We start from the raw sequence: 22,600 nt of genomic DNA on the forward strand, positions 1-22,600 counted from the left end.
GCTTCCTTAATTACTTCTTAGATGCTTCGATAAGTTCGATGAAATGATCGAACAATGGTGCGCAGTCATGTGGACCAGGGCTTGCTTCAGGGTGACCCTGGAAGCTGAACGCAGGTTTGTCTGTACGATGAATACCTTGGTTTGTACCATCAAACAGTGAGCGATGAGTCACACGCAATACCGCAGGCAAGGTGCTTTCATCCACTGCGAAGCCGTGGTTTTGAGAAGTAATCATCACTGTACCAGTTTCGATGTTCTGTACAGGATGGTTAGCGCCATGGTGACCGTGCGGCATTTTTACCGTTTTAGCACCCGATGCAAGAGCAAGAATCTGGTGACCTAAGCAGATACCAAATACTGGAATTTCAGTTGTTTCAACAATTGTTTTTACAGCTTCAATTGCGTAGTCACATGCAGCTGGATCGCCAGGACCATTTGACAGGAATACGCCATCTGGATTTAACGCAAGTACTTTTTCAGCAGGAGTTTGTGCAGGCACCACAGTCAATTTACAGCCGCGGTCTGCGAGCATACGCAAGATGTTGGTTTTGACACCGTAGTCGTATGCAACCACATGGAATTTAAGTTCAGGTTGAGTAAAGCCTTTGCCAAGTGCCCATGAGCCTTCAGTCCATTCGAAACCGGTCGGATCACAGCATTCTTTCGCAAGGTCTAAACCACTTAAACCACCGAATGCACGTGCTTTTTCGACTGCTTCTTCTTCAGTGATGTTTTCACCCGCAAGGATACAACCGTTTTGTGCACCTTTATCACGCAAAATTCGAGTTAATCGTCGCGTGTCGATGTCAGCAATGGCAACTACATTGTGCTGTTTTAAATAATCACCGAGTGATTGATTCGCACGGAAGTTACTGTGTAATAAAGGAAGGTCACGGATAATTAAACCGTTGGCCCATACTTTATGAATACGACCTGATTCAGCGTCTTCTTCATTGCAACCCGTATTACCGATATGTGGGTAAGTTAAAGTTACAAGCTGCTGTGCATAACTAGGATCAGTCAAAATTTCTTGATAGCCAGTCATGGCAGTGTTGAAAACGACTTCACCAGTCGTACAACCCGATGCGCCAATTGAAGTACCTTTAAAGATAGTTCCGTCGGCAAGGGCTAAAATTGCTGGGGTGCTCAAACCAAAGCTCCTGAAATTTAGGCTGTAAAAAAGCGAGTAGACGAAAAAAAAGGAAGGTTAATTTTTAAACCTACCCTCCTATGTCTGCTCGCTTGAACTTAACACGGCATTATACGCAGAACCACCCTCCAAGTCCAATAGCTTTACAGCAAAAGTATGAGATAAATGGCTTGCTTTTTGCTTGAAAGTCTGTTTTACGAACAACGTAAAAAAATGTAAGCAATTAAGAATTGTCTAACAAATCAAATCTTAATTTTTATCAAAACTACTAATATGGATGAGTCGTAATATAACTATAGGAATAAGACACATGACTACAGCAGCGAAATCTTCCCAATCCAAGAAAAAGATCAATACCGTGGTTTCAGAAACGACTGAACAGCTTGAAAAAGTAGCAGCTGAAGCCAAAGAACAGGTGGTGGAAACCATCGAAGAAAGCAAAGAGAAACTTGAAGTTGAAGCGAAACAGCTAGGTGATACTGTTCAGGAACAGTTACGCCAGTTAAAACAGGATCTGTTACAACGGATCGATACTCTGAAAGAGCAGTTATTTGGTTCGCAAAAAGAACTGACTGAATTAACCAGCTTTATCAAAACCGAATTTACCGCAGTGATTGAAGACTTATCCAATATGGGTAAGGAACTGAAAGAAGATGTCAGCCAGATCTCGACCAAACATAAAGAGCATCTGACTGGTACATTCAAGCGCTCAAAAGACAGCACCATTGAAGTCCTGAAAAAGGTCAAACCCATGGTAAAAGCTGAAAGTTCAGAAAAAAGCCCTGAGCTGAAGAGTTAAAGGAATACGCTGACTAAAATTGCATGAAAGGAGAACTGGAAATGTTCTCCTTTGTCTTTTTGAGGCAAACGGATTCACAATAATAATGAAAGGAGGTCACGATGCAGCAGCATTATTTTGCAGGTGTACTTGGTTTACTGACGCTGATTATGATGCTTAATCTGGAAAGTTGGTTGATGCGTGCACTTTATCTGGGTGTGATGATGTTATGCCTGGGATTCTTTGGACTAACTTTTGGAACGATTATCCTGATCATCTTCACGTTAACTGTAATTTTTTATGCTGCGGTAAAATCAGTGCAGGACAATTACCGCTTACATCACTAAAATGTCGAAAACAATAAAAACGAACTCTTAGTCTATCAGCTTAAATATCGTTTAAATTATTATTAAAGTAGCCAGCCCTAAGTATAGAGAGCAGGCTAGTTGTATCAATTTAATATTGACCTGAATCCACGTAATGAAAATAAAGGCAAATATTTTTTAAACCTATAATAGTGAGCTTTGAACGGATGAGCCGGAAAAGCCCATAAAAAACGTGAGACTTTAATGCTCACGTTTTTTAATATCTTTTTTATCCAGTAAATGCTTTTAATCTGCATTAAAAGACATGCAGCCAATCCCGTTTATTGTGGAAGTCTGCTTCTGGACTGCTGTGCTGCATTGCAAAGTATTGATCACCTTGTGAGGTTTTTAATACTGCTGTCAGACCAATAAACAGGTCTGCCCATTTAAGTTTATGCTCAACCATAAACTCGGTCAGATCCAGACTGACATTAAGACCATAATGGGTGCGTTTAAGCTGATTCAGTTCGATATCGTATGCAGCAGGTGGCGGCATATCTTCCGGATAGCGATATTCCTCAAACTGATAGGCTTGCCAGGCCTGAGAAGGGGAAAGATTGATTTCGCGATAATAATCTTCACCCTGAACCCCGATAAAGATTTCAAAGCAGGTCTGTTCCCACAAAAAATCACGACGGGGATGTGCAGTAACCATTTCTGGCCACAGCACGTACTGGTTGGGATCACGCAACCAAAATCCGACATTCAAGCTGCATGGATTTTGCTGTTCGATGGCACCGACCAATGAGATTGCCTGAAAACGGCGATCAAATGCGCTGAGTTCGTAACTGGCCATAAATCCTGTACTTAGTTAGAAAGATGGGCAAAACGGACAAGATTGGATAACTTCTGGTTTTGCTTTGGAGCTTTCTTGTAAAGCAGCGCAATTTTACCAATAGTTTGTACCACTTCAGCACCTGTAGTTTCTGAAAGTTCAGCAATGAGTGCTGCACGTGCTTCACGGTCTTCAGCCACAACTTTTACTTTAATGAGTTCGTGATCATTAAGGGCACGATTTAGCTCTTCAACTACAGATTCAGTTAAGCCTTTGTCACCAAGCATTACAACCGGGTTTAATGCATGTCCAATTTGACGTAAACGCTTACGTTCCTGAATAGATAAAGACGCCATGAGAGATAACCTGATTTTTAAAACCGCTTAGTATAGCAAAAGCGAAAAACAAACGCTGTAAATTCTCAGGAAATAATCACTTGTAAATAATCGCAAATTACACCGGAATACTCAGATTTAGATACACATGTATACTGCAAAAAATGTGTTTTTCCCGTACAATGAATCATTAGAAGTTTTTTTTATTTAGAGAGTTATGGCAACACGCATTACCAACCAAAAGTTATCTAAAAGTAGTCGTGCGTGGATGAGAGAGCATCTTGATGACTTTTATGTGAAAAAAGCACAAAAAGAAGGTTATCGTGCCCGTGCTGCGTACAAGTTGCTAGAAATTCAGGAAAAATACGGCATTATCAAACCCGGCATGACTGTAGTGGACTTGGGTGCTGCCCCAGGAAGCTGGTCCCAGATTGCCGGAAAACTGGTCGGTGATAAAGGTCTGGTGATTGCATCAGACATCTTGGAAATGGATGCGCTACCTGATGTGACTTTCTTGCAGGGCGATTTCCGTGAACAAGAAGTATTCGATAAATTGTTAAATATTTTAAACGGACGCACAGTAGACGTTGTAATTTCAGATATGGCCCCCAATACATCAGGTAATAGAGCTGTAGATCAACCACGTCAGATTTATTTATGTGAACTTGCTCTGGATTTTGCCAACAAGGTACTCGGTCCAAAAGGACAGTTTGTGGTGAAAGTATTCCAGGGTTCAGGTTTTGATGAATTTCGTAAAGAAGTCGTTAACAGTTTTGATGTATTGAAGACGATTAAACCTGCTGCATCACGTGCCCGTTCGAAAGAAGTGTTTTTGGTCGGACAGGGACGCAAGAAGGCTTTGAAATAAAGTTTACTTGCCAACACGTTAAAAATTGTGCATTTTGTAGGTTTTTACATTATTGCAAATTGATTTGCAGCTTATTGATTAAGGTCACCCTTCGAGGGCATGATCAAATTAGATTGGAATGGGAAATAAAGCTTTGAGCGATCTTTTTAAGAATGCCGTATTGTGGCTCGTGATACTGGGTGTGCTGGTGTTAATCTTCAGCAACGTCAGTGACCGCAATCAACCGACTACAATGAACTATTCGGAGTTTGTTGCCGCGGTCAATGCTGGCCAAATTAAACAAGTTACAATTGATGGCGAAAGAATTCGCGGTGAAAAATCAAACGGTTCAGAGTTTGAAAGCATTCGCCCGGCAGTTCAAGACCCAGAACTGATGCCAAGCCTGATTAAAAATAATGTAGTCGTTGAAGGTGAAGCGCCTCAACGTCAAGGCTTGCTCATGCAATTGCTGATTGCAAGTTTCCCTGTGCTTCTAATCATTTTGTTATTCATGTTCTTTATGCGCAACATGGGTGGCGGTGCAGGCGGCAAGAATGGCCCAATGAGCTTTGGTAAATCTAAAGCGAAAATGCTATCTGAAGACCAGATCAAAGTAACATTTACTGATGTTGCGGGTTGTGACGAAGCAAAACAGGAAGTGGTTGAAATCGTTGACTTCCTGAAAGATCCTGCAAAATTCAAACGTTTGGGTGCGACTATTCCTAAGGGCGTCCTGATGGTGGGTCCTCCAGGTACAGGTAAAACCCTGCTGGCTAAAGCCATTGCGGGTGAAGCAAAAGTTCCATTCTTTAGTATCTCAGGTTCTGACTTCGTTGAAATGTTTGTGGGTGTCGGTGCATCTCGTGTACGTGACATGTTCGAACAGGCAAAACGACATGCACCATGTATCATCTTCATTGATGAGATTGATGCAGTCGGTCGTCATCGTGGTTCAGGTACAGGTGGCGGTCATGATGAACGTGAACAGACTCTGAACCAGATGCTGGTAGAGATGGACGGTTTTGAAGGCAATGAAGGCATTATTGTCATCGCTGCAACTAACCGTGCTGATGTACTGGATAAAGCTTTACTTCGTCCAGGCCGTTTCGACCGTCAGGTGATGGTAGGTTTGCCAGATATTAAAGGTCGTGAGCAAATCCTGAATGTACACTTGAAGAAACTTCCTTCTACTACTGGTGTAGATGTCAAAGTGCTTGCTCGTGGTACACCAGGCTTCTCAGGTGCACAGTTGGCCAACCTTGTAAACGAAGCGGCATTATTTGCTGCACGCCGTAACAAGAACACAGTCGACATGCATGACTTTGAAGATGCGAAAGATAAACTGTACATGGGACCTGAACGTAAATCGATGGTACTTCGTGAAGAAGAACGTCGTGCTACGGCTTATCATGAAGCAGGTCATGCGATTGTGGCAGAAATGCTTCCAGGTACAGATCCTGTGCATAAAGTCACTATCATGCCGCGTGGCTGGGCATTAGGTGTAACCTGGCAGTTGCCTGAGTTTGACCAGACTAGCCATTATAAAGACAAGATGTTGAATGAACTTTCAATCCTGTTCGGTGGTCGTATCGCAGAGGAAGTCTTCATTAACCAGATGTCAACTGGTGCTTCGAATGACTTTGAACGTGCAACTAAAATGGCACGTGCGATGGTGACCAAATATGGTATGTCGGACAAGTTAGGCGTCATGGTCTATGAAGATGACTCTCAACAGTCATTTATGGGCAGCATTGGTACCCGTACGATTTCTGAGGCCACCCAACAACAGGTAGATGCGGAAGTTCGTCGCATCATCGATGAGCAATACAAGGTTGCACGCGATATCCTTGAAAATAACAAAGATATTGCCCATGCCATGGTAAAAGCGCTGCTTGAGTGGGAAACAATTGATCGTGAACAGATTCGTGACATTATGGAAGGTCGTGAGCCAAAACCACCTAAAGTTTATGTTTCAGACAATCCAGTGATTGATGTAACACCGACTGATGGTCCAATGACTCCTCCGCCATTACCAGCGAACTAAGTTAAAAATTAAAACCACCTTCGGGTGGTTTTTTTTATGGCTATTGTTTTGTCATATCTAGTTGAATGCTATAGTCAATTCATAAAAATCAATGAGTAAAAATAAGAATGAATTTACCTGTGCTGGAATCCAGTATTTATCAGCTACGTTTGGAGCCACTGAGCTGGGAACATTTTGCAGGTTTAGAAACTGCATGTGCCGAAGGGGACTTAGGGGAAGTTTTATATAACTCGGTGCCTTACCTACATAAACTTAAACACTACTTTACCCAAACTTTTGAACAGCAGTCCAAAGGTGAAAGAATGGCCTTTGCCGTGATTGATCTGAATTCGGGCCGAGCCATTGGCACCACCAGTTATCATGATATCAAGCCGGAAATTCCACGCGTTGAAATTGGCTTTACCTGGTATGCCAAACCTTATCAACGGACCTATGTAAACCGGGTCTGTAAATATCTTTTGTTGCAGCATGCATTTGAAGAACTGAATGCTCAAGTGGTAGGCTTTCGGACTGATCATTTGAATCTCAAAAGTCAGAAAGCTATTGAAGGCCTAGGTGCCAAACAGGATGGCATCATTAGATGTCATATGCTGCGTAAAGATGGCGTGACACTCAGAGATAGTTACATCTATAGTATTTTAAAAAGTGAATGGGTTGATGTAAAAGCGTTACTGCAATCCAAGCTAGTGCAATATTCCAATAAGAACTATTTTGAAATCTAGCTATTGAATAGATTGAGCTTTGCTTTATTGATCTTTCCATAAGACAATACCGGGGTTATTGTGAACTAGGATTGAACCATGCAGCTGAAGCCACTACGACCACAGATCTGGACTTTCGGTCATTTAAAACTGGATTTGTCTCAGCCGCATGTGATGGGAATTTTAAATGTGACTCCGGATTCCTTTAGCGATGGGGGACTACATAATCAGAAAGATCAGGCATTAGCAAAAGCCCTGGAAATGATTGCTGATGGTGCCACCGTGATTGATATCGGGGGTGAATCTACACGACCGGGTGCATCAGTCGTGGACGTTGAAGAAGAAATCCGTCGTGTGGTTCCAGTTGTGGAAGAACTATCTAAATATGATGTGATCATTTCGATTGATACCTCACAGCCAGAAGTGATTAAAGCAGCCGTTAAGGCTGGTGCACATATCTGGAATGATGTGCGCGCGCTCACTCGTCCACAAGCGTTAGAGACGGCAGCAGAACTGGATATTCCGGTGATCATCATGCATATGCGTGGTGAGCCGACTACCATGAATAATCTGGATCAGTATGATGATGTGACTCAGGATGTGATTCGGGAACTGTCACAACGGGTTCAAGATGCTCTAGATGTCGGTGTTAAAGCTGAACATATCATGATTGATCCTGGTTTTGGTTTTGCAAAAAATGCCCAGCAAAATCTCAAGTTGCTTCAGGAATTTTATAAACTGACTGAAATGGGCTATCCAATTCTATCTGCCTTATCCCGCAAACGTTTTATTGGTGCTGCACTAGATGGTGCAGTACCACAAGCACGTGCAGTAGGTTCGGCTGCGGCGCATTTGCTGAGCATTCAGCAAGGTGCCTGTATGGTTCGTGCGCATGATGTCAAGGCAACAGCAGATGCCATAAAAATCTGGAAAGCTATGCAAAATGCCTAGATTTGGGCTGAAAGACATATAGGGGCACAAGCTGTTTGGCTTTTAAACAGCAATGTGCTATAAGGCACGCTTAAGTTAGATTGTCATCTTTTAGAGTGCCTGTAATGTTTGCAGATTTACTTCTCCCCATGTTCGATGATGAATATTATCCCGATATTCTGGTTGCAGAAATCAAGCAACACATCGAACGCTTTGCTTCAAAAGTATCTAAATCCGGTTTATCTGATCAGGACGTGTACCAGCTGGCCCATGAAACTGTGGCAGACATCAATGCCATGAAGCCACAGTTTGAAGATCTGGACTCTTCTCTGGATGATACTGCCGCAGATTATATTGCCGAGGCCATGATGATGGTCGTGCAAGAACAGGGTCTGTTTGATATTGAAATGGAAGAACTGGTCGTTAACCGCGAATGGTAAAAAAAGCCCTGTTAAACAGGGCTTTTTTTAATGATCTGAAAATACGTCTTTTATATTTTTATAATGAATTTCATCCAGTAATTTCTGCTCTTCCAGCATGCAGCTATGATGCAAATCCAGATAATACTGTTTTAAATCTTTTTGATAAGGTACCGGTTCCGGCTCTTTGCTTTGCGACTGCTGATAAGACCAGTAAGCCAGTTGACGGATTTTCTGCAGACGTACCAAAAGGATGCTGCGAGTCGAAACTCTAAAGCAAGGCTCGACTAAAACCGGTACGAGGCTACTGAAAGCAAGCAGGGCCAAGCAAGGCAAGGTAATAAATACTGAGTGAAAATACTGATAATTTATAAATGACAGAATCGCAATCAGGGTTTGCATATACAGGCAGAGTTGCAAACGCTTGGCATAGCGAACAGAACTGTATTTCGCCTGAAACTGGGCGCGCCAGATATAAGGATAGAGCATGCCGATCATGACAATGGTACCAGCACTGAGCGCCTGATATTTTGAAGTGACAAAGTCAGGATAAAACGGCAGAGAAAAGCACAGGCAGCAAAAACCTGTGATCATGATCAGAATACCGATACGTAAATACAGATATAGATCAGTGGTCTGGTTCAAATATTTATAACGGCCATAGCTGAGGCTGCAAAAGAATGCATCAGGATGGCGTAATTGCAATCTGGCTAGATCAAAAGAACGGGATGCAGACATGGGGAGGGCACATTCTATTGGTGATAATCACGCATAAAAAAAACCAGCTGAATGCTGGAGATTTTTCATTGCACCATTCTAATCAGAATTAAAATGGTGCCCGAGGCCAGACTCGAACTGGCACGCTTTGTGGGCGGGGGATTTTAAATCCCCTGTGTCTACCGATTTCACCACTCGGGCATGTGCGCAATAATAGAGGACGAAATAAAGCTTGGCAAGTAAATTTCAATACGTTTGCTTTATTTTCAAACAATTCAGTAGCTTAAATTTAAAAATTAAAACCATAGTGCTGGATGATAAACGTGAGAAGTCATGTAATTTTGTATTTTAGGTCGTGATTCATAAAACTTTTACAGATGCTCATCCAGATAAGTATCGATATCGATGTATTTGATCTTCTTGCACTGCTCATGTTCCAGTTTAAACAAGCGGGTATGCAAATCCGCATAGTGCTGAAGCTGATTTTTCAATACTTCATTTGGGGAGGTCGGCTTGGAATGAAAAAATAATTTCAGACGTAGTTTCCAGGTTTGTTGATAAGCCCAGAAACAGATGCGACGTAACTGCTGCAGTTGATATTGTTCAGTGCTATTGGTAGCAGGGCGGAACATATTTTCTTTATAGAACCGTACAAAACCAAAACTGATCCCGAAAAAGAATAGAATCCACATGGTCGTACTGCTTTGTAGAAAAACCAGATTCAGCGCTTCCAGCACAATGACTACAGTGAGTTTAATCGGTGTATGTCTTAAAAACTGATAGAGGGAATGAGAAGAGTGCCGGATCTGCTTGATCACTAGTGGAACCACCAGCATCAGAAATAACAGAATAGTCAGAATTGCATAAGCTTGCGCCTGAAAGTCTGGGGCAGTTGATAGCTTAGAGGAATAAACATCTTTGAGAACCAGGCTAATCGGTACAAAGATCATGGCAGCCAGCACCCAGGGAATCAGTTCCTTGAGATCACTTAAAATACCCTTGGTTTTGATCTGACCATAAAACAGATAATTTCTTTTAAACGCAGCGGGATAAAGCAGTTTAAGTTGCTGCAATAAAAGATCAATCTGTTTGGTTTGCATAATAAAAAGTAAATAAGAAACTTGCCGCCTACTATAGCCAATTTACGCCAGAATGACAGAGATGATCCGGATTTTGCAATTATTAGAGTTGAAGCTAAAGATTTTAATTTTTTAGTGAGGATTTATGCGAAAATAGTCCATTGCATATTTATTTTTTAGGGACAGTTTATGACTGATCAATCTCCTGCGACGCTAAGCGACATCGAAATTTTAGACATCCTTCAAACCATGAAGAATGATGAGCTAGATACGGAAGCAAAAGAAGTCATTCGTCAGGGTGGTAAAGCGGGTCGTCAGGAAGCGCATAAACAGGCGCTGGTTGTATTGAATCAGTCATTTGAAGAAAAATTTGTTGAAGCAGTTTCTCTGGCCCTGAATCTAAATGAAGCCCAAATCAAAAAAATCCGCTATAAGAAAGACCGTATCCGTATTTTAAAGGCGCGTGGTATTGATTACCTGGCAATTGATGGTGCGGAAACTGCCTTTGTACTGGCACAGATTGCACAGGCGATTCTACGTGAAGATGCTGTTGTGACTCATGACTTACATAATATTTTCCCATTCTGGAAAGAAGGCTGGCCAATGGTGCAATTTGATAATGCCTACAAAATTTTGCAGGAAGATATCCAGATCCATTATCAGGCAGTCCTTGAAGCGCTTTTATCAAAAATCTAAACTGAATTGAATGTAAAGAAGCACCTTCGGGTGCTTTTTTAATGAGAATAAAATAGGGAAAGCAGCCAGCGCACAGGAAGTATAAACAGCCGCCACCAGGTAATGAGCGGATAATAAAAATATTCGCCTATTCTTAAAGTCGAATCAAATCCTTGCCGGCGCCGCTCATAAGGATAGGGAGTCAGCCAGATTGAAAGGAAAATGAGCACAATTGCTATAATCAGAAATACAGGCTGTTGATCTTGTATAAAGAAAAAATAGAATAAATATAAGGCCGAATAAAAACTCAGACAGGCGAGTAGCGCAGCAATATTCATAAAAGTCTCATTATTATTGTTTTTGGAATTTTAAAAAAATTGAAGAAGAACCAGATTATTCTGATTCTTCTGTCGGTGGCTTTTTCACTTCCAGCATACGTGTAACCAGTAACTGGTCAATCTTGAAATGATCAACATCGACAACTTCAAACTTGTAACCCGCATGTAGCACAATATCTGCAGGACGTGGAATCTTACGCAGCTTGAACATCATAAAACCAGCTAGAGTTTCATAATTCTCTTCATCTGGCATTTCATCAATTTCCAGTGCATGTTTGATGTCTTCAATGGGCGTACTGCCATCAATCAGCCATGAATTGCTGTCACGCTTAATGATCTGCTGGTCTTCTTCCAGGGGAGTAACCCAGTCGCCCATTACGGTAATCATGATGTCGGAAAGGGTAATCACACCCACGACCAAGGCATATTCATTAATAACGACTGCAAACTTTTCCTTGGTCGAACGAAAACGATCAAGCAGTTCAGATAAGGTTAGCGTATCTGGAATGGTCAGAACCGTACGGATGGTATTTTCATTCAACTGAAGTAAAGACTGATTATTCAGAATACGAACCAGAATATCCTTGGAGTCGACATAGCCAATTACATCGTCGATATTTTCATTACAAACCAAGAACTTGGAATAAGGAAATTCAGCCAGTTTCTGGCGAATACTGGCTTCAGATTCTTTCAAGGTAAAGAACACCACATTTTCACGAGTGGTCATACTGGAAGGAACATTACGTTCTTCAAGCTCAAATACGTTCTCAATAAAGTGATGTTCCTGTTTCTGTAATACACCTGCCTGAGCACCCGCATCCATTACCGCTGAAATATCCGCAAAGGTAATATTGTCGTCTCGGATGGTATTTACTTTAAATAAGCGGAATAACAGGTTCGCAATGGCATTGATGAACCAGGCCAATGGTTTACAGATTTTGATAAATACCTGAATCGGATTAATCACCGAGACAGAAATTTTTTCTGGAGCGATCATGGCCAGACGTTTCGGCATCAAGTCCGCAAACAGAATAAATAATGAAGTAACTGCGGTGAAGGACAGGCTGAATGCAATCGTTTCAGTCCAGGGACCTTGATAAAATCTGGAAAGTAAATTGATGATATAAGGGCGGAAGGCGCCTTCACCTAAAATACCGCCTAAAATGGCAACGGCGTTTAAGCCGATTTGGGACGCTGCAAAAAAGTCAGCAGAGTTTTCTTGTAAATCTAAAACTTTTTGAGCGCGAATATCTCCCGATTCAGCCAAAATTTTTAATTTGACCTTACGGGCACCTGCAAGCGCGATTTCTGTTAATGATAAAAAACCGGCCCCCGCGATGAGTAATAAGATAATCACGATGTTTTGAAAGAGGCTCACGAATCCACCTGTGGATTAATATGATCTAGCTAAAAATATTTTTAACACAAAAAAAGACTTGAGGTACAAATAAAGCAACTCAAGTCTCTAGAGTATAAGCTTAAAAATGAGCAATTTAGCTAATATTCAATTTAATAATGCGAAAATTGCGAATTATTCATTAAAAATTCACGATTTTCTTCTTCGATCATCTGACGCGCTACATACAGAATTAGCTGACGTAACCAGCGATGGGCGGGATGATGATGCAATAAAGGACACCACGCCATCTTCAATTCAAACTCAGGAATATAAAATGGTGGATCTTTAATGAGTAAGTTCTGGTTTTTAGCTTGCAGACGTGCAATACGGGTCGGTAGTGTTGCTACAAGATCTACATTAGCAGCCAAAAGACCGGGCATCTGATAATGACGGGTAAATACCGAAATCTTACGTTTCTGACCAATACGCTCAAGGGCCTGATCAATCCAACCGAGACCCGCCTGTTTCTCAGGGTTTACCCCAAAGCCAACGCCCATACCAGTTTTTGATACCCAGATATGCTGTGCATCCAGATAGCTTTTCAGGTTTAGATTGCCCGCAGCCGGATGCTTGTTATTTAACAGGCAAGAAAAGCTGTCACGCCAAACCAGTACCTGATGGAAGCTTTGCGGAATTTCATTAAAACGGTTAATCGCCAGATCAACTTTACCTTGTTCCATGTCACGATAGGACACATCACTTGGCGTTAAGAAGTCGAGCACCACATTCGGTGCTTCTGAACGTAATGCTTTCACCAGGCGTGGTACCAGTGTGGCTTCAGCATAATCTGAAGTCATGATGCGGAAGACACGGTTTGAAGTATAAGGACGGAACTCGGTACGCGGTTCCAGAATCATGGAAAGATCCGCTAAGGCATCACGGATACGAGGTTGGAGTTCTAGTGCACGTTCTGTTGGGGTCATACCTTCAGAAGAGCGAATCAGGAGGGGATCATTAAATAAATTTCGTAAACGACGTAAAATGTTACTCATCGCAGGCTGGGTTACCCCAAGTTGTTCTGCTGCACGCGTGACATTTTTTTCACGTAAAAGTACGTCAAGATAAATGAGGAGATTAAGATCGACCCGCTCCAGATTCATAAAAAAAATACCGAAAATAAAATTATGAAATTATATGGATTATGCCATAACTACTATAGCTTGTGTACGCAACTGATGAAAAAAAGCCCAGCTGATTGTACTGAAATACCTTTTTAGAGTCTCTTTCACCGTAGATTTTGCCAGCCTGAATCCTCCTCTATTTTTAAGAGCAGAAAGGAAATCTGGCTGCCTTCGAAACGAAAGAAAGGTATTTCTGAAAAACAGAGGGAATTAGCAAATAATGTGCCAGATTTGATAAAAAAATATTTCAACAAATAAATGAAAAATAATTCCTTCGAAATAAGTGTTCCAAGTTTTAAGGCTTATAAAATGGACAAAAATTGCTGAAATTAAGCGCTGCTAAAGTCTTGCAAGACTTAAGTCTAATGAATATTTTTTACTCATGTTGCTGATGTTTTAGACAAAATTCAATTTTAAAAATTCATAAATAAAATATAAAATACAATAACTTATAAAATATTGATCAATATATAATTAGACTTTCATCTACATATTTTTTAAATAAATAATGATAATTCTTGCAGAATATTGGATTAATTTTTCGAAGCCCACTAATCTTTAGCTATCCCAACGGATCGTTGAAAATCTGAACAAGTCATTGAGGGTGTGATTTGAGCGGTTCGTTGCAGAAAAATCCTAATATTAATACAGGAATATATCATGACTACATACCAAACAGCGATTGATGCAATCCGCGAATTAAAAGCGAAATTCGGTAACACTTGGGCAGACATCAGTCCTGAAGATGCTGCGCGTATGCAACTTCAAAACCGTTTTAAAACTGGTTTAGACATTGCTAAATATACAGCGGCGATTATGCGTCGTGATATGGCTGCTTATGATGCAGACTCTAGCAAATACACTCAATCACTAGGCTGCTGGCACGGTTTCATCGCTCAGCAAAAAATGATTGCGAACAAAAAATACTTCGGTACAACTGAACGTCGCTATATCTACCTTTCTGGCTGGATGGTTGCTGCACTTCGTTCAGAATTCGGTCCTCTTCCTGACCAATCTATGCACGAAAAAACTTCTGTTCCTGCATTGATCGAAGAAATCTACACATTCTTACGTCAAGCTGATGCGAAAGAACTGAATGACCTGTTCCGCGCACTTAAAAAAGCTCAAGACGCTGGTGATACAGCTAAAGCTGCTGAAATCACTTCACAAATCGACAACTTCCAAACTCACGTTGTGCCAATCATTGCGGACATCGACGCTGGTTTCGGTAACGAAGAAGCAACTTACTTACTAGCTAAGAAAATGATCGAAGCGGGTGCTTGTGCACTTCAAATCGAAAACCAGGTTTCTGATGCGAAACAATGTGGTCACCAAGCTGGTAAAGTTACAGTTCCACACGAAGACTTCATCGCGAAAATTCACGCTCTTCGTTATGCATTCCTTGAAATGGGTCTTGACGACGGTATCATCGTTGCACGTACTGACTCTGAAGGCGCTGACTTGACTCAAAAAATCCCAGTGGTTAAAGAGCCAGGCGACATCGCTTCTCAATACATCAGCTACTTAGACACTCAAGAAATTGATATCTCTGAAGCGCAAGAAGACGAAATCCTGATCAAACGTGATGGCAAACTTCACCGTCCTAAACGTCTTGCTTCTGGCTTGTACCAGTTCCGTGAAGGCACTCAGATCGACCGCGTTGTACTTGACTGTATCACTAGCTTACAAAACGGTGCTGACCTTCTTTGGATCGAAACTGCGACTCCAAACGTTGCTGAAATCGCTCACATGGTTAACCGTGTACGTGAAGTTGTGCCAAATGCGAAACTTGTTTACAACAACTCTCCATCATTCAACTGGACACTGAACTTCCGTCAACAAGCGTACGACCGTTGGGTTGCTGAAGGTAAAGACGTATCTGCATACGACCGCGCTAAATTGATGAGCGCTGAGTATGACGATTCTGAATTGGCTGCTGAAGCTGACGAAAAAGTACGTACATTCCAAGCAGACGCTTCTCGTGAAGCAGGCGTGTTCCACCACTTGATCACTCTGCCTACTTACCACACAGCTGCTCTTTCTACTCACGAGCTTGCTCAAGGTTACTTCGGTTCTGAAGGTATGTTGGCTTATGTTGCTGGCGTACAACGTAAAGAAATCCGCGGCGGTATCGCTTGTGTGAAACACCAAGCAATGGCTGGTTCTGACATCGGTGACGACCACAAAGAAATCTTCGCTGGTGACAACGCGCTTAAAGCGGGTGACGATGCGAAAAACACAATGAACCAATTCTCTGCTTAATCAGCTCTGAATCGATTCTAAAAAAGCCCTGCGTAAGCAGGGTTTTTTTATGCCTAAAATAAAATGAATAACCCTATAAATTGTTGAAACAGCTAGATGAAAGGAAAAATCTTCATATTTTCTTCATGATTCAATTTTATACATATTTTTCTGTGATCAAGCCTTGCATTCTCTAGGCCACTGCCTGAATATCCTTAAGCTGACTCAATAATACAACGCTTTCCATAATTCATTAAATTCAAAGTGATTCAGACTTATGCTGTCTAAGTTTTTCATTCATCGTCCTATTTTTGCAGGTGTACTGGCCATTGTGGTCATGGCCATTGGACTTTTTGCGGTGATGAATTTACCTGTCGAACGTTATCCGGATATTGCGCCGCCTCGTATTACTGTGGCAACAACCTATACCGGTGCATCTGCAGAAACGGTAGAAGAGAGCGTGACCCAAGTGCTGGAACAGCAAATTAAAGGTATCGACCGCTTGCTGTATTTCAGCTCCAGTAGTGATTCTTCAGGTCGAAGCCGGATCAGCATCAGTTTTGAAAATGGTACCGATCCAGATACAGCACAAGTACAGGTTCAAAATGCGATTAACGGGGTTCTCAATCGTTTGCCTGATGATGTCCAGCGACAGGGCGTGAATGTCTTCAAATCTCTTGGCGATACTCATATGGTCATCGGTTTGTATGATGAGTCACGGCGTAGCAGCAATATTGAACTGTCTGATTATTTGACAACGCATCTGGAACAGGATATTTCCCGAATTGATGGCATTGGGGAAGTGGATGTTTTTGGTTCACAGTTCGCGATGCGCATCTGGCTGAATCCAGCAAAATTAAAACAGTATAACCTGATGCCAAGTGATGTGCGGGCAGCGATTGAATCACAGAATACTCAAGTGGCAGCCGGTGCGATTGGGGACTTACCGACAGTCGATGATCAGTATCTGAATGCCAAAGTCACATCAGGCAGCCGTTTAAAAACAGTCGAAGAGTTTGAAAATATTATTGTGAAGTCTGCCCGGGATGGCAGCTTTATCTATTTAAAAGATGTTGCACGGGTTGAACTGGGTGCGGAAAATTATCAGTCATATAGTACCACCAACGGCTATCCTTCTGCCGGTCTAGGTATTTCACTGGCCTCCGGTGCCAATGCGATTGCGACGTCGAGTCTGATCAAAGCTGAAATCGAGCGACTCTCCCAGCAGTTGCCGGAAGGCTATAAAATTGCTTATCCGCGTGACAATACCCCGTTTGTTAAAGAATCGATTAAAGAAGTCGTTAAAACTTTATTTGAGGCGGTCATTCTGGTCGTCATTGTGATGTTTATCTTCCTGCAAAACTGGCGTGCCACCTTGATTCCAACCGTAACTGTGCCTGTAGTTTTACTCGGAACCATGGCGGTACTTTATGTTTTGGGACTGAGTATTAATACGCTGACTTTGTTTGCCTTAGTACTGGCCATAGGCTTGCTGGTCGATGATGCCATTGTGGTGGTGGAGAACGTTGAACGTCTGATGCATGAGCAGCAGCTTACAGCCAAAGAAGCAGCACTGGAATCCATGCAGGAAATCAGCGGCGCACTGATCGGGATTACCCTGGTTTTAACCGCGGTCTTTATTCCCATGGCATTCTTTGGTGGCTCAACCGGAGTGATCTATCGTCAGTTCTCGATTACGCTCGTGGCAGCGATGTCTCTGTCGCTGATGGTCGCACTGATTCTGACGCCTGCACTTTGTGCGCTGATTCTGAAACCAAATCCAAAACCTGCCAAGTGGGCGAGTTGGTTTAACCAGAAACTGGATGGTTTAAAGCATCGTTATCTGAAAGTTTCTAAAGTCACTCTACAACATAAGGCCATTAGTCTGGTGCTTTTTGCCGGATTGCTCTGCGTATTTGCTTTATTCTATCGCGCCTTACCCACCAGCTTCTTGCCGAGTGAGGATCAAGGCATCCTGAATCTGCAAATCCGGCTACAGGAAGGCGCTCCGATGAAAAACACCATTCAGGTCGGTGAGCAGATTCGTCAGTATTTTCTGGAAGAAGAAAAGGACAATATCGACTTGGTAATGTTACGTTATGGCCGTAACTTCTCAGGTACCGGTCAGAACCTGGCGACCGGTTTTGTTGCCTTGAAGCATTGGGATGACCGTGCAGGAGAAGAAAATACTGCGCAGGCGATTCGTGAACGTGCCATGAAGCATTTCCGCAGTAACCGTGATGCCCAGGTCAATATCAGTATGCCAGCTTCAGTGAATGGTTTAGGGCAAACCGACGGCCTGGATTTCTGGATTCGTGATATTAACGGTAATGGCCGTCAGTATCTGGAAGAGCAGTTCCAGAATATGCAGGCTGGCGCAGCTCAATATAGTAGCTTTGAAAATCTGGATAAGCGTTCCAATCCGGAAAAAGCCGAACTTAAAGTCAATATTGACCAGAAACAGGCCATGGCCAATGGCCTGAGTCAATCCGCAATTAACAGTACGCTTTCAGCGGCCTGGGGCGGCAACTATATTAATGACTTTATTGATCGTGGTCGGATTAAACGGGTGATTATGCAGGGTGATGCAGAATTCCGTTCCAAACCTGAAGATCTGGCGCAATGGCACGTACGTAATGACCTGAACGAGATGGTGCCTTTCAGTAATTTCGCTCAGGTGGACTGGAGTGGCGGTCCTGAGGTGGTCAACCGTTTTATGGGCTATACCTCGCTGCAAATGCAAGCGGATATGGTTAAAGGTTCCAGTTCTGGTGAAGCGATGAAGGATGTCGAAAATCTGGTGGCAGAACAGGATGGTATTGATGTGGTCTGGAGCGGTTTATCTTTTGAGGAAAAACAATCCAGTAATCAGGCAATCTGGTTATATCTGGTGTCGATTGGTTTCATTTTCCTGTGCCTGGCCGCTTTATATGAAAGCTGGACGATTCCGACTGCGGTGATGTCCGCGATTCCTTTAGGGATAGGCGGGAATATCATTTTCAGTTTTCTGGCAGATTTTCCGAATGATATTTACTTCCAGATTGCTTTGCTCACCACGATTGGTCTGTCCTGTAAGAATGCAATTTTAATCGTAGAGTTTGCGGCATTGGCCCAGGAAAAAGGTAAATCTGTAGTTGAAGCTGCACTTGAAGGTGCGTCACTACGCTTGCGTCCGATCCTGATGACATCTTTGGCCTTTGGTGCTGGCATTTTGCCACTGGTCTTTGCTTTTGGTGCTGGTGCAGCCAGTCGTCGTGAGATTGGAATCAGTGTTTTTGGTGGAGTGATCTTCGGAACGATACTGGTACTGATTTTTATTCCATTTATGTACGTTTTAATTCGCCAAATGACGATGAAGAAATCACATATTTAATATCAATGCAAAATATTGAGCTCAAAAATCCCCGTTATGACGGGGATTTTTTTTATCGGAAATAAAGAGTTAAAGGTCGGCTTAAATTTAAGCATGGTGTGAAAATTGCTATAGAAATCATCTATTCATGGCGTGTGCATTCTAAAGATGCATTTGATGGGGATTTCTAATTTATGTTGTCGCGCTTTTTTATTTATCGTCCCAAGTTTGCAGCAGTCATTGCAATTTTAATGATGGCCCTTGGGGTATTTGCACTTCAAAAAATTCCCATTGAACATATGCCAAATATGGATACGCCAGCTTTAGGCGTTTCCGCAGGTTATCGTGGGGCGTCGGCTGAAACAGTTGAGCAATCGGTGACCCAGATTCTGGAACAGGCGGTAAAAGGCATTGAAGGTCTGGAAACCTTTCATTCTAGCAGTTCGGTGGGACGGGCCCAACTTACGCTGCAATTTGAGCAAGGGGTCGATCTTGATCAAACCCAGTTACAGGTTCAAAACGCCGTGAATGGCGTATTGAGCCGCTTACCTGAAGAGACGCAGCAGGGCGGAGTCAATGTTTATAAATCAGGGTATGACCAGTTTGCACTGTTAAGTTTATATGATGAGAGTGGACAGAGTAGCGTTACTGAACTTTCAGATTATTTGATGGTCCACGTCGAACCGCGTTTGTCACGTATTGAAGGTGTAGGGGAAATTGACCTGTACGGTGCAGGTTATGCTATGCGGATCTGGCTAAATCCGCATAAGTTGCATCAGTTTAACCTGATGTCAAGTGATATTCGTAATGCCATTGAAACCCAGAACGCACCATTAGCTTCAGGCGCAATTGGCGGTTTGCCGACGATGCAGGGTCAATATCTCAATGCCAAGGTCAGTGCGGGTTCACGTTTAAGCAGCGTGAAAGAATTTGAAAATATCATCGTTAAAACCACGGATTCCGGTTCATTGCTGTACTTAAAAGATGTGGCACGGGTAGAGCTAGGTGCAGAAAGTTATAACCACATTAACTATACCAACGGACAGCTCTCTTCAGCTTTATCGATTACTTTGGCGCCGCGGAGTAATGCCATTGCCGTGTCCAAACAGATTCAAGACGTATTAAAAAACGCTCAGGCCAATTTGCCACCGCACTACCAGTTGCAAATGACCATGGACAAAACTCCATTTATTACCAGCTCAATTGAACAAGTGGCTAAGACCCTAGTTGAAGCCATTATTCTGGTCATTGTGGTGATGTTTATCTTCCTGCAAAACTGGCGTGCCACGATTATTCCGGCCGTTACGATTCCGATTGTGGTTTTGGCGACCTTTGCAGTGCTGTATGTCTTGGGTATGACCTTGAATAGCTTTACCTTATTTGCCCTGATTTTAGCCATCGGCCTGCTAGTCGATGATGCCATTGTAGTGGTGGAAAATATTGAACGCCTGATGCAGGACGAACACCTGGATGCCAAAGCGGCCGCCTTAAAGTCCATGCAGGAAATGAGTGGAGCACTGGTCGGTATTACACTGGTACTTACCGCAGTATTTATCCCGATGGCTTTCTTTGGCAGCATCACTGGGGTGATTTATCGTCAATTTTCCATCACTTTGGTGGTAGCGATGTTGCTGTCTTTATTCGTAGCCTTGGTGATTACCCCAACATTTGCGGCACAATTATTGAAACGCAAACATCATCAGGCTCGCTGGGCGCAGCGCTTTAACCATGGTATGGATCAGCTCAATGCCGGTTACCAAAAAGTTTCAGCTCAAAGCATGCGATTGAAATTCACGATGTTGGCACTGTTTAGTGTGTGCATAATGGGCTTCGGTTGGGTATATAAGCATTTGCCGGAAGGATTGATGCCCACTGAAGATATGGGCTTTGTGATGGGGCAGATTGTCATGCCGGGCAATGCACCGCGTACAGAAGTCGAAAAAGTCGGGCGTGAAGTACAAGACTATTTGATGAAACACGAATCGGAACGCATTCAGAGTGTAGGTGTCTGGTATAGCGGCAACAATGTCGGTGTAGGTCCGTATCGCGGGCAGCTCTTTGTGGTATTAAAAGACTGGGCTGAGCGCAAAAATCCTGAAGATTCGGTCTTTGCCATTGTCGATCGAGCACAGAAACACTTTGCCAATCATGCCAATGCCCAAATTTTCTTTATGGCGCCTTCCATGTCGAGTAATGGTCGTGTAGTCGATTTCTGGTTGCAGGACCTGGATTATAAAGGGGCTGAATTTTTACAGGAGGCATTTGGCCAGATTGAAGCGCGTGCCCAAGGCAAATCATCGATTGAATTTCTACAGCTGGACCAACCCAAAGAAAGTGCTGAGCTGAATATCAAACTTGATGCAGAGCGTGTGTTAAAGCATTCCATTCCTCAGCAAAATGTAAACAGTACTTTGGCTGCAGCGTGGGGTGGAACTTACATCAATGACTTTATTGATCGCGGGCAGATTAAGCGTGTGATTATGCAGGGTGAAGCAGAATACCGTTCCAAACCTGAGGATCTGGCCTTCTGGCATGTACGCAATCAAAAAGGTGAAATGCTGTCGTTTAACCAGTTCAGCAGTCTGAATTGGCAGGGCGGGCCGAACAGTATTAACCGCTATATGGGCTATAACGCTGTTCCAGTTTATGCCGGGATTCCAAAGGACAAGTTTTCCAGTCAGACCATGCAGGATGTTGAAACATTGGTAGATGCCCAAGAAGGCGTAAATCTGGCCTGGAGCGGAGCCGCACTGGAAGAAAAACGCAGCAGCGGTCAGGCGATTTTCCTGTATATGATTTCGATTGCCTTTATTTTCCTGTGTTTAACCGCTTTATATGAAAGTTGGACCATTCCTGCGGCCGTGATCAGTGCCATTCCATTAGGCATAGGCGGCAGTATCTTATTTTGCTGGGTCTTTGGTTTCGCCAATGATATCTTTTTTCATATTGCCTTGCTGACGACGATTGGTCTGTCCTGTAAAAATGCCATTCTGATTGTGGAGTTTGCTGCACAGGCAGAGAAAGCAGGAAAAACCGCAATAGTTGCAGCTTTAGAAGGAGCAAGTTTGCGCTTACGGCCGATTCTCATGACCTCTATTGCTTTTGCTGCGGGAGTGATTCCCTTGATCTTTGCCTCTGGGGTCAGTGCGATCAGCCGTCAGGAAATTGGTGCCAGCGTTTTGGGCGGGGTCATTTTTGCAACTATTCTGGTGTTATTCTTTATCCCGTTTATGTATGCGTTAATTCGAAACCTGTTTCGTGTCAAAGCAACAAATAAAGTTATACAAATCAATCAGGAAAATGAGGAATACTCACTCTAGGGCGGGTATGTTTC

19 protein-coding genes and 1 tRNA gene are annotated in these 22,600 nt (G+C 42.8%); 11 read left to right on the forward strand and 9 right to left on the reverse strand.

The features are described from left to right. Nucleotides 1-10: 10 nt before the first annotated feature. Nucleotides 11-1,150 carry a glutamine-hydrolyzing carbamoyl-phosphate synthase small subunit gene (gene carA, locus AC4MCC_RS04145; protein WP_005236823.1) on the reverse strand — a complete coding sequence of 380 codons (1,140 nt, stop codon included), beginning with the start codon at nucleotides 1,148-1,150 and terminating at the stop codon, nucleotides 11-13. 310 nt (nucleotides 1,151-1,460) lie between these two features. On the opposite strand from carA, the gene AC4MCC_RS04150 reads away from it, so the two are divergent. Then, nucleotides 1,461-1,949: a hypothetical protein gene (locus tag AC4MCC_RS04150; RefSeq protein WP_004784804.1), complete on the forward strand. Its 489-nt coding sequence runs from the start codon at nucleotides 1,461-1,463 to the stop codon at nucleotides 1,947-1,949. 101 nt (nucleotides 1,950-2,050) lie between these two features. Beyond that, the gene (locus AC4MCC_RS04155) at nucleotides 2,051-2,275 is read left to right on the forward strand and encodes a hypothetical protein (protein WP_125278216.1); all 225 of its coding nucleotides are present in this window, start codon (nucleotides 2,051-2,053) and stop codon (nucleotides 2,273-2,275) included. 274 nt (nucleotides 2,276-2,549) lie between these two features. On the opposite strand, the gene AC4MCC_RS04160 is transcribed toward AC4MCC_RS04155, so the two are convergent. Both AC4MCC_RS04160 and yhbY read right to left on the reverse strand, forming a co-directional pair. Continuing rightward, nucleotides 2,550-3,089 carry a DOMON-like domain-containing protein gene (locus AC4MCC_RS04160; RefSeq protein ID WP_034170177.1) on the reverse strand — a complete coding sequence of 180 codons (540 nt, stop codon included), beginning with the start codon at nucleotides 3,087-3,089 and terminating at the stop codon, nucleotides 2,550-2,552. An 11-nt stretch (nucleotides 3,090-3,100) separates the two neighbouring features. After that, nucleotides 3,101-3,424, reverse strand: coding sequence for a ribosome assembly RNA-binding protein YhbY (gene yhbY, locus AC4MCC_RS04165; RefSeq protein WP_004784797.1), 324 nt, complete (start codon nucleotides 3,422-3,424; stop codon nucleotides 3,101-3,103). Nucleotides 3,425-3,620: 196 nt separating this feature from the next. Between yhbY and rlmE the strand changes: the two genes are divergently transcribed. The 5 genes from rlmE (at nucleotide 3,621) to AC4MCC_RS04190 (ending at nucleotide 8,365) form a co-directional block, all read left to right on the forward strand. Next, on the forward strand, nucleotides 3,621-4,271 hold the full coding sequence (gene rlmE, locus AC4MCC_RS04170; protein WP_004784794.1) for a 23S rRNA (uridine(2552)-2'-O)-methyltransferase RlmE: 651 nt from the start codon (nucleotides 3,621-3,623) through the stop codon (nucleotides 4,269-4,271). Between the two features lie 133 nt (nucleotides 4,272-4,404). Beyond that, nucleotides 4,405-6,294, forward strand: a complete 1,890-nt coding sequence (ftsH, locus tag AC4MCC_RS04175) for an ATP-dependent zinc metalloprotease FtsH (protein WP_034170205.1) — start codon at nucleotides 4,405-4,407, stop codon at nucleotides 6,292-6,294. Nucleotides 6,295-6,401: 107 nt separating this feature from the next. After that, nucleotides 6,402-7,016, forward strand: coding sequence for a GNAT family N-acetyltransferase (locus AC4MCC_RS04180; RefSeq protein WP_491885716.1), 615 nt, complete (start codon nucleotides 6,402-6,404; stop codon nucleotides 7,014-7,016). Nucleotides 7,017-7,094: 78 nt separating this feature from the next. After that, the gene (folP, locus tag AC4MCC_RS04185) at nucleotides 7,095-7,946 is read left to right on the forward strand and encodes a dihydropteroate synthase (protein WP_419365758.1); all 852 of its coding nucleotides are present in this window, start codon (nucleotides 7,095-7,097) and stop codon (nucleotides 7,944-7,946) included. 104 nt (nucleotides 7,947-8,050) lie between these two features. Beyond that, entirely contained in the window at nucleotides 8,051-8,365 is a 315-nt protein-coding gene (locus tag AC4MCC_RS04190; protein WP_125278212.1) for a DUF5713 family protein, read from the forward strand. Between the two features lie 27 nt (nucleotides 8,366-8,392). On the opposite strand, the gene AC4MCC_RS04195 is transcribed toward AC4MCC_RS04190, so the two are convergent. The 3 genes from AC4MCC_RS04195 to AC4MCC_RS04205 all read right to left on the reverse strand — a co-directional run bounded on the left by AC4MCC_RS04195 (nucleotide 8,393) and on the right by AC4MCC_RS04205 (nucleotide 10,161). Beyond that, a complete protein-coding gene (locus tag AC4MCC_RS04195; RefSeq protein ID WP_419365757.1) occupies nucleotides 8,393-9,082 on the reverse strand; it encodes a hypothetical protein in 690 nt (229 codons plus the stop codon). Nucleotides 9,083-9,176: 94 nt separating this feature from the next. Next, a tRNA-Leu gene (locus AC4MCC_RS04200) sits at nucleotides 9,177-9,262 on the reverse strand. 170 nt (nucleotides 9,263-9,432) lie between these two features. Further along, a complete protein-coding gene (locus AC4MCC_RS04205) occupies nucleotides 9,433-10,161 on the reverse strand; it encodes a hypothetical protein (protein WP_419374779.1) in 729 nt (242 codons plus the stop codon). A 168-nt stretch (nucleotides 10,162-10,329) separates the two neighbouring features. Between AC4MCC_RS04205 and AC4MCC_RS04210 the strand changes: the two genes are divergently transcribed. Continuing rightward, a complete protein-coding gene (locus AC4MCC_RS04210) occupies nucleotides 10,330-10,836 on the forward strand; it encodes a hypothetical protein (RefSeq protein ID WP_004784781.1) in 507 nt (168 codons plus the stop codon). Between the two features lie 38 nt (nucleotides 10,837-10,874). On the opposite strand, the gene AC4MCC_RS04215 is transcribed toward AC4MCC_RS04210, so the two are convergent. The 3 genes from AC4MCC_RS04215 to AC4MCC_RS04225 all read right to left on the reverse strand — a co-directional run bounded on the left by AC4MCC_RS04215 (nucleotide 10,875) and on the right by AC4MCC_RS04225 (nucleotide 13,652). After that, entirely contained in the window at nucleotides 10,875-11,153 is a 279-nt protein-coding gene (locus AC4MCC_RS04215; protein ID WP_419374780.1) for a hypothetical protein, read from the reverse strand. 55 nt (nucleotides 11,154-11,208) lie between these two features. Beyond that, the gene (gene paeA / locus AC4MCC_RS04220) at nucleotides 11,209-12,531 is read right to left on the reverse strand and encodes a polyamine export protein PaeA (protein ID WP_004784777.1); all 1,323 of its coding nucleotides are present in this window, start codon (nucleotides 12,529-12,531) and stop codon (nucleotides 11,209-11,211) included. Between the two features lie 131 nt (nucleotides 12,532-12,662). Further along, nucleotides 12,663-13,652 carry a LysR family transcriptional regulator gene (locus AC4MCC_RS04225; protein ID WP_004784775.1) on the reverse strand — a complete coding sequence of 330 codons (990 nt, stop codon included), beginning with the start codon at nucleotides 13,650-13,652 and terminating at the stop codon, nucleotides 12,663-12,665. A gap of 681 nt (nucleotides 13,653-14,333) precedes the next feature. Here AC4MCC_RS04225 and AC4MCC_RS04230 point away from each other — a divergent pair. The 3 genes from AC4MCC_RS04230 to AC4MCC_RS04240 all read left to right on the forward strand — a co-directional run bounded on the left by AC4MCC_RS04230 (nucleotide 14,334) and on the right by AC4MCC_RS04240 (nucleotide 22,586). Then, nucleotides 14,334-15,935 (forward strand): isocitrate lyase, encoded by a 1,602-nt coding sequence (locus tag AC4MCC_RS04230; protein WP_159123482.1) that lies wholly within the window; start codon nucleotides 14,334-14,336, stop codon nucleotides 15,933-15,935. Between the two features lie 256 nt (nucleotides 15,936-16,191). Next, entirely contained in the window at nucleotides 16,192-19,287 is a 3,096-nt protein-coding gene (locus AC4MCC_RS04235) for a multidrug efflux RND transporter permease subunit (protein WP_419374781.1), read from the forward strand. A 173-nt stretch (nucleotides 19,288-19,460) separates the two neighbouring features. Then, nucleotides 19,461-22,586, forward strand: coding sequence for an efflux RND transporter permease subunit (locus tag AC4MCC_RS04240; protein ID WP_491880191.1), 3,126 nt, complete (start codon nucleotides 19,461-19,463; stop codon nucleotides 22,584-22,586). The last annotated feature ends 14 nt before the right edge of the window (nucleotides 22,587-22,600 follow it).

The sequence above is a fragment of the Acinetobacter sp. CAU_H_56 genome (assembly GCF_058599425.1).

What these genes read in the sequence shown, in the direction of transcription:
- AC4MCC_RS04150 (WP_004784804.1), top strand. Translation starts at nt 1,461, where the DNA reads ATGACTACAGCAGCGAAATCTTCCCAATCCAAGAAAAAGATCAATACC.
- AC4MCC_RS04160 (WP_034170177.1), bottom strand. Translation starts at nt 3,089, where the DNA reads ATGGCCAGTTACGAACTCAGCGCATTTGATCGCCGTTTTCAGGCAATC.
- AC4MCC_RS04230 (WP_159123482.1), top strand. Translation starts at nt 14,334, where the DNA reads ATGACTACATACCAAACAGCGATTGATGCAATCCGCGAATTAAAAGCG.
- AC4MCC_RS04215 (WP_419374780.1), bottom strand. Translation starts at nt 11,153, where the DNA reads ATGAATATTGCTGCGCTACTCGCCTGTCTGAGTTTTTATTCGGCCTTA.
- AC4MCC_RS04190 (WP_125278212.1), top strand. Translation starts at nt 8,051, where the DNA reads ATGTTTGCAGATTTACTTCTCCCCATGTTCGATGATGAATATTATCCC.
- AC4MCC_RS04210 (WP_004784781.1), top strand. Translation starts at nt 10,330, where the DNA reads ATGACTGATCAATCTCCTGCGACGCTAAGCGACATCGAAATTTTAGAC.
- AC4MCC_RS04155 (WP_125278216.1), top strand. Translation starts at nt 2,051, where the DNA reads ATGCAGCAGCATTATTTTGCAGGTGTACTTGGTTTACTGACGCTGATT.
- yhbY (WP_004784797.1), bottom strand. Translation starts at nt 3,424, where the DNA reads ATGGCGTCTTTATCTATTCAGGAACGTAAGCGTTTACGTCAAATTGGA.
- AC4MCC_RS04180 (WP_491885716.1), top strand. Translation starts at nt 6,402, where the DNA reads ATGAATTTACCTGTGCTGGAATCCAGTATTTATCAGCTACGTTTGGAG.
- AC4MCC_RS04225 (WP_004784775.1), bottom strand. Translation starts at nt 13,652, where the DNA reads ATGAATCTGGAGCGGGTCGATCTTAATCTCCTCATTTATCTTGACGTA.
- AC4MCC_RS04205 (WP_419374779.1), bottom strand. Translation starts at nt 10,161, where the DNA reads ATGCAAACCAAACAGATTGATCTTTTATTGCAGCAACTTAAACTGCTT.
- AC4MCC_RS04195 (WP_419365757.1), bottom strand. Translation starts at nt 9,082, where the DNA reads ATGTCTGCATCCCGTTCTTTTGATCTAGCCAGATTGCAATTACGCCAT.
- AC4MCC_RS04240 (WP_491880191.1), top strand. Translation starts at nt 19,461, where the DNA reads ATGTTGTCGCGCTTTTTTATTTATCGTCCCAAGTTTGCAGCAGTCATT.
- rlmE (WP_004784794.1), top strand. Translation starts at nt 3,621, where the DNA reads ATGGCAACACGCATTACCAACCAAAAGTTATCTAAAAGTAGTCGTGCG.
- folP (WP_419365758.1), top strand. Translation starts at nt 7,095, where the DNA reads ATGCAGCTGAAGCCACTACGACCACAGATCTGGACTTTCGGTCATTTA.
- AC4MCC_RS04235 (WP_419374781.1), top strand. Translation starts at nt 16,192, where the DNA reads ATGCTGTCTAAGTTTTTCATTCATCGTCCTATTTTTGCAGGTGTACTG.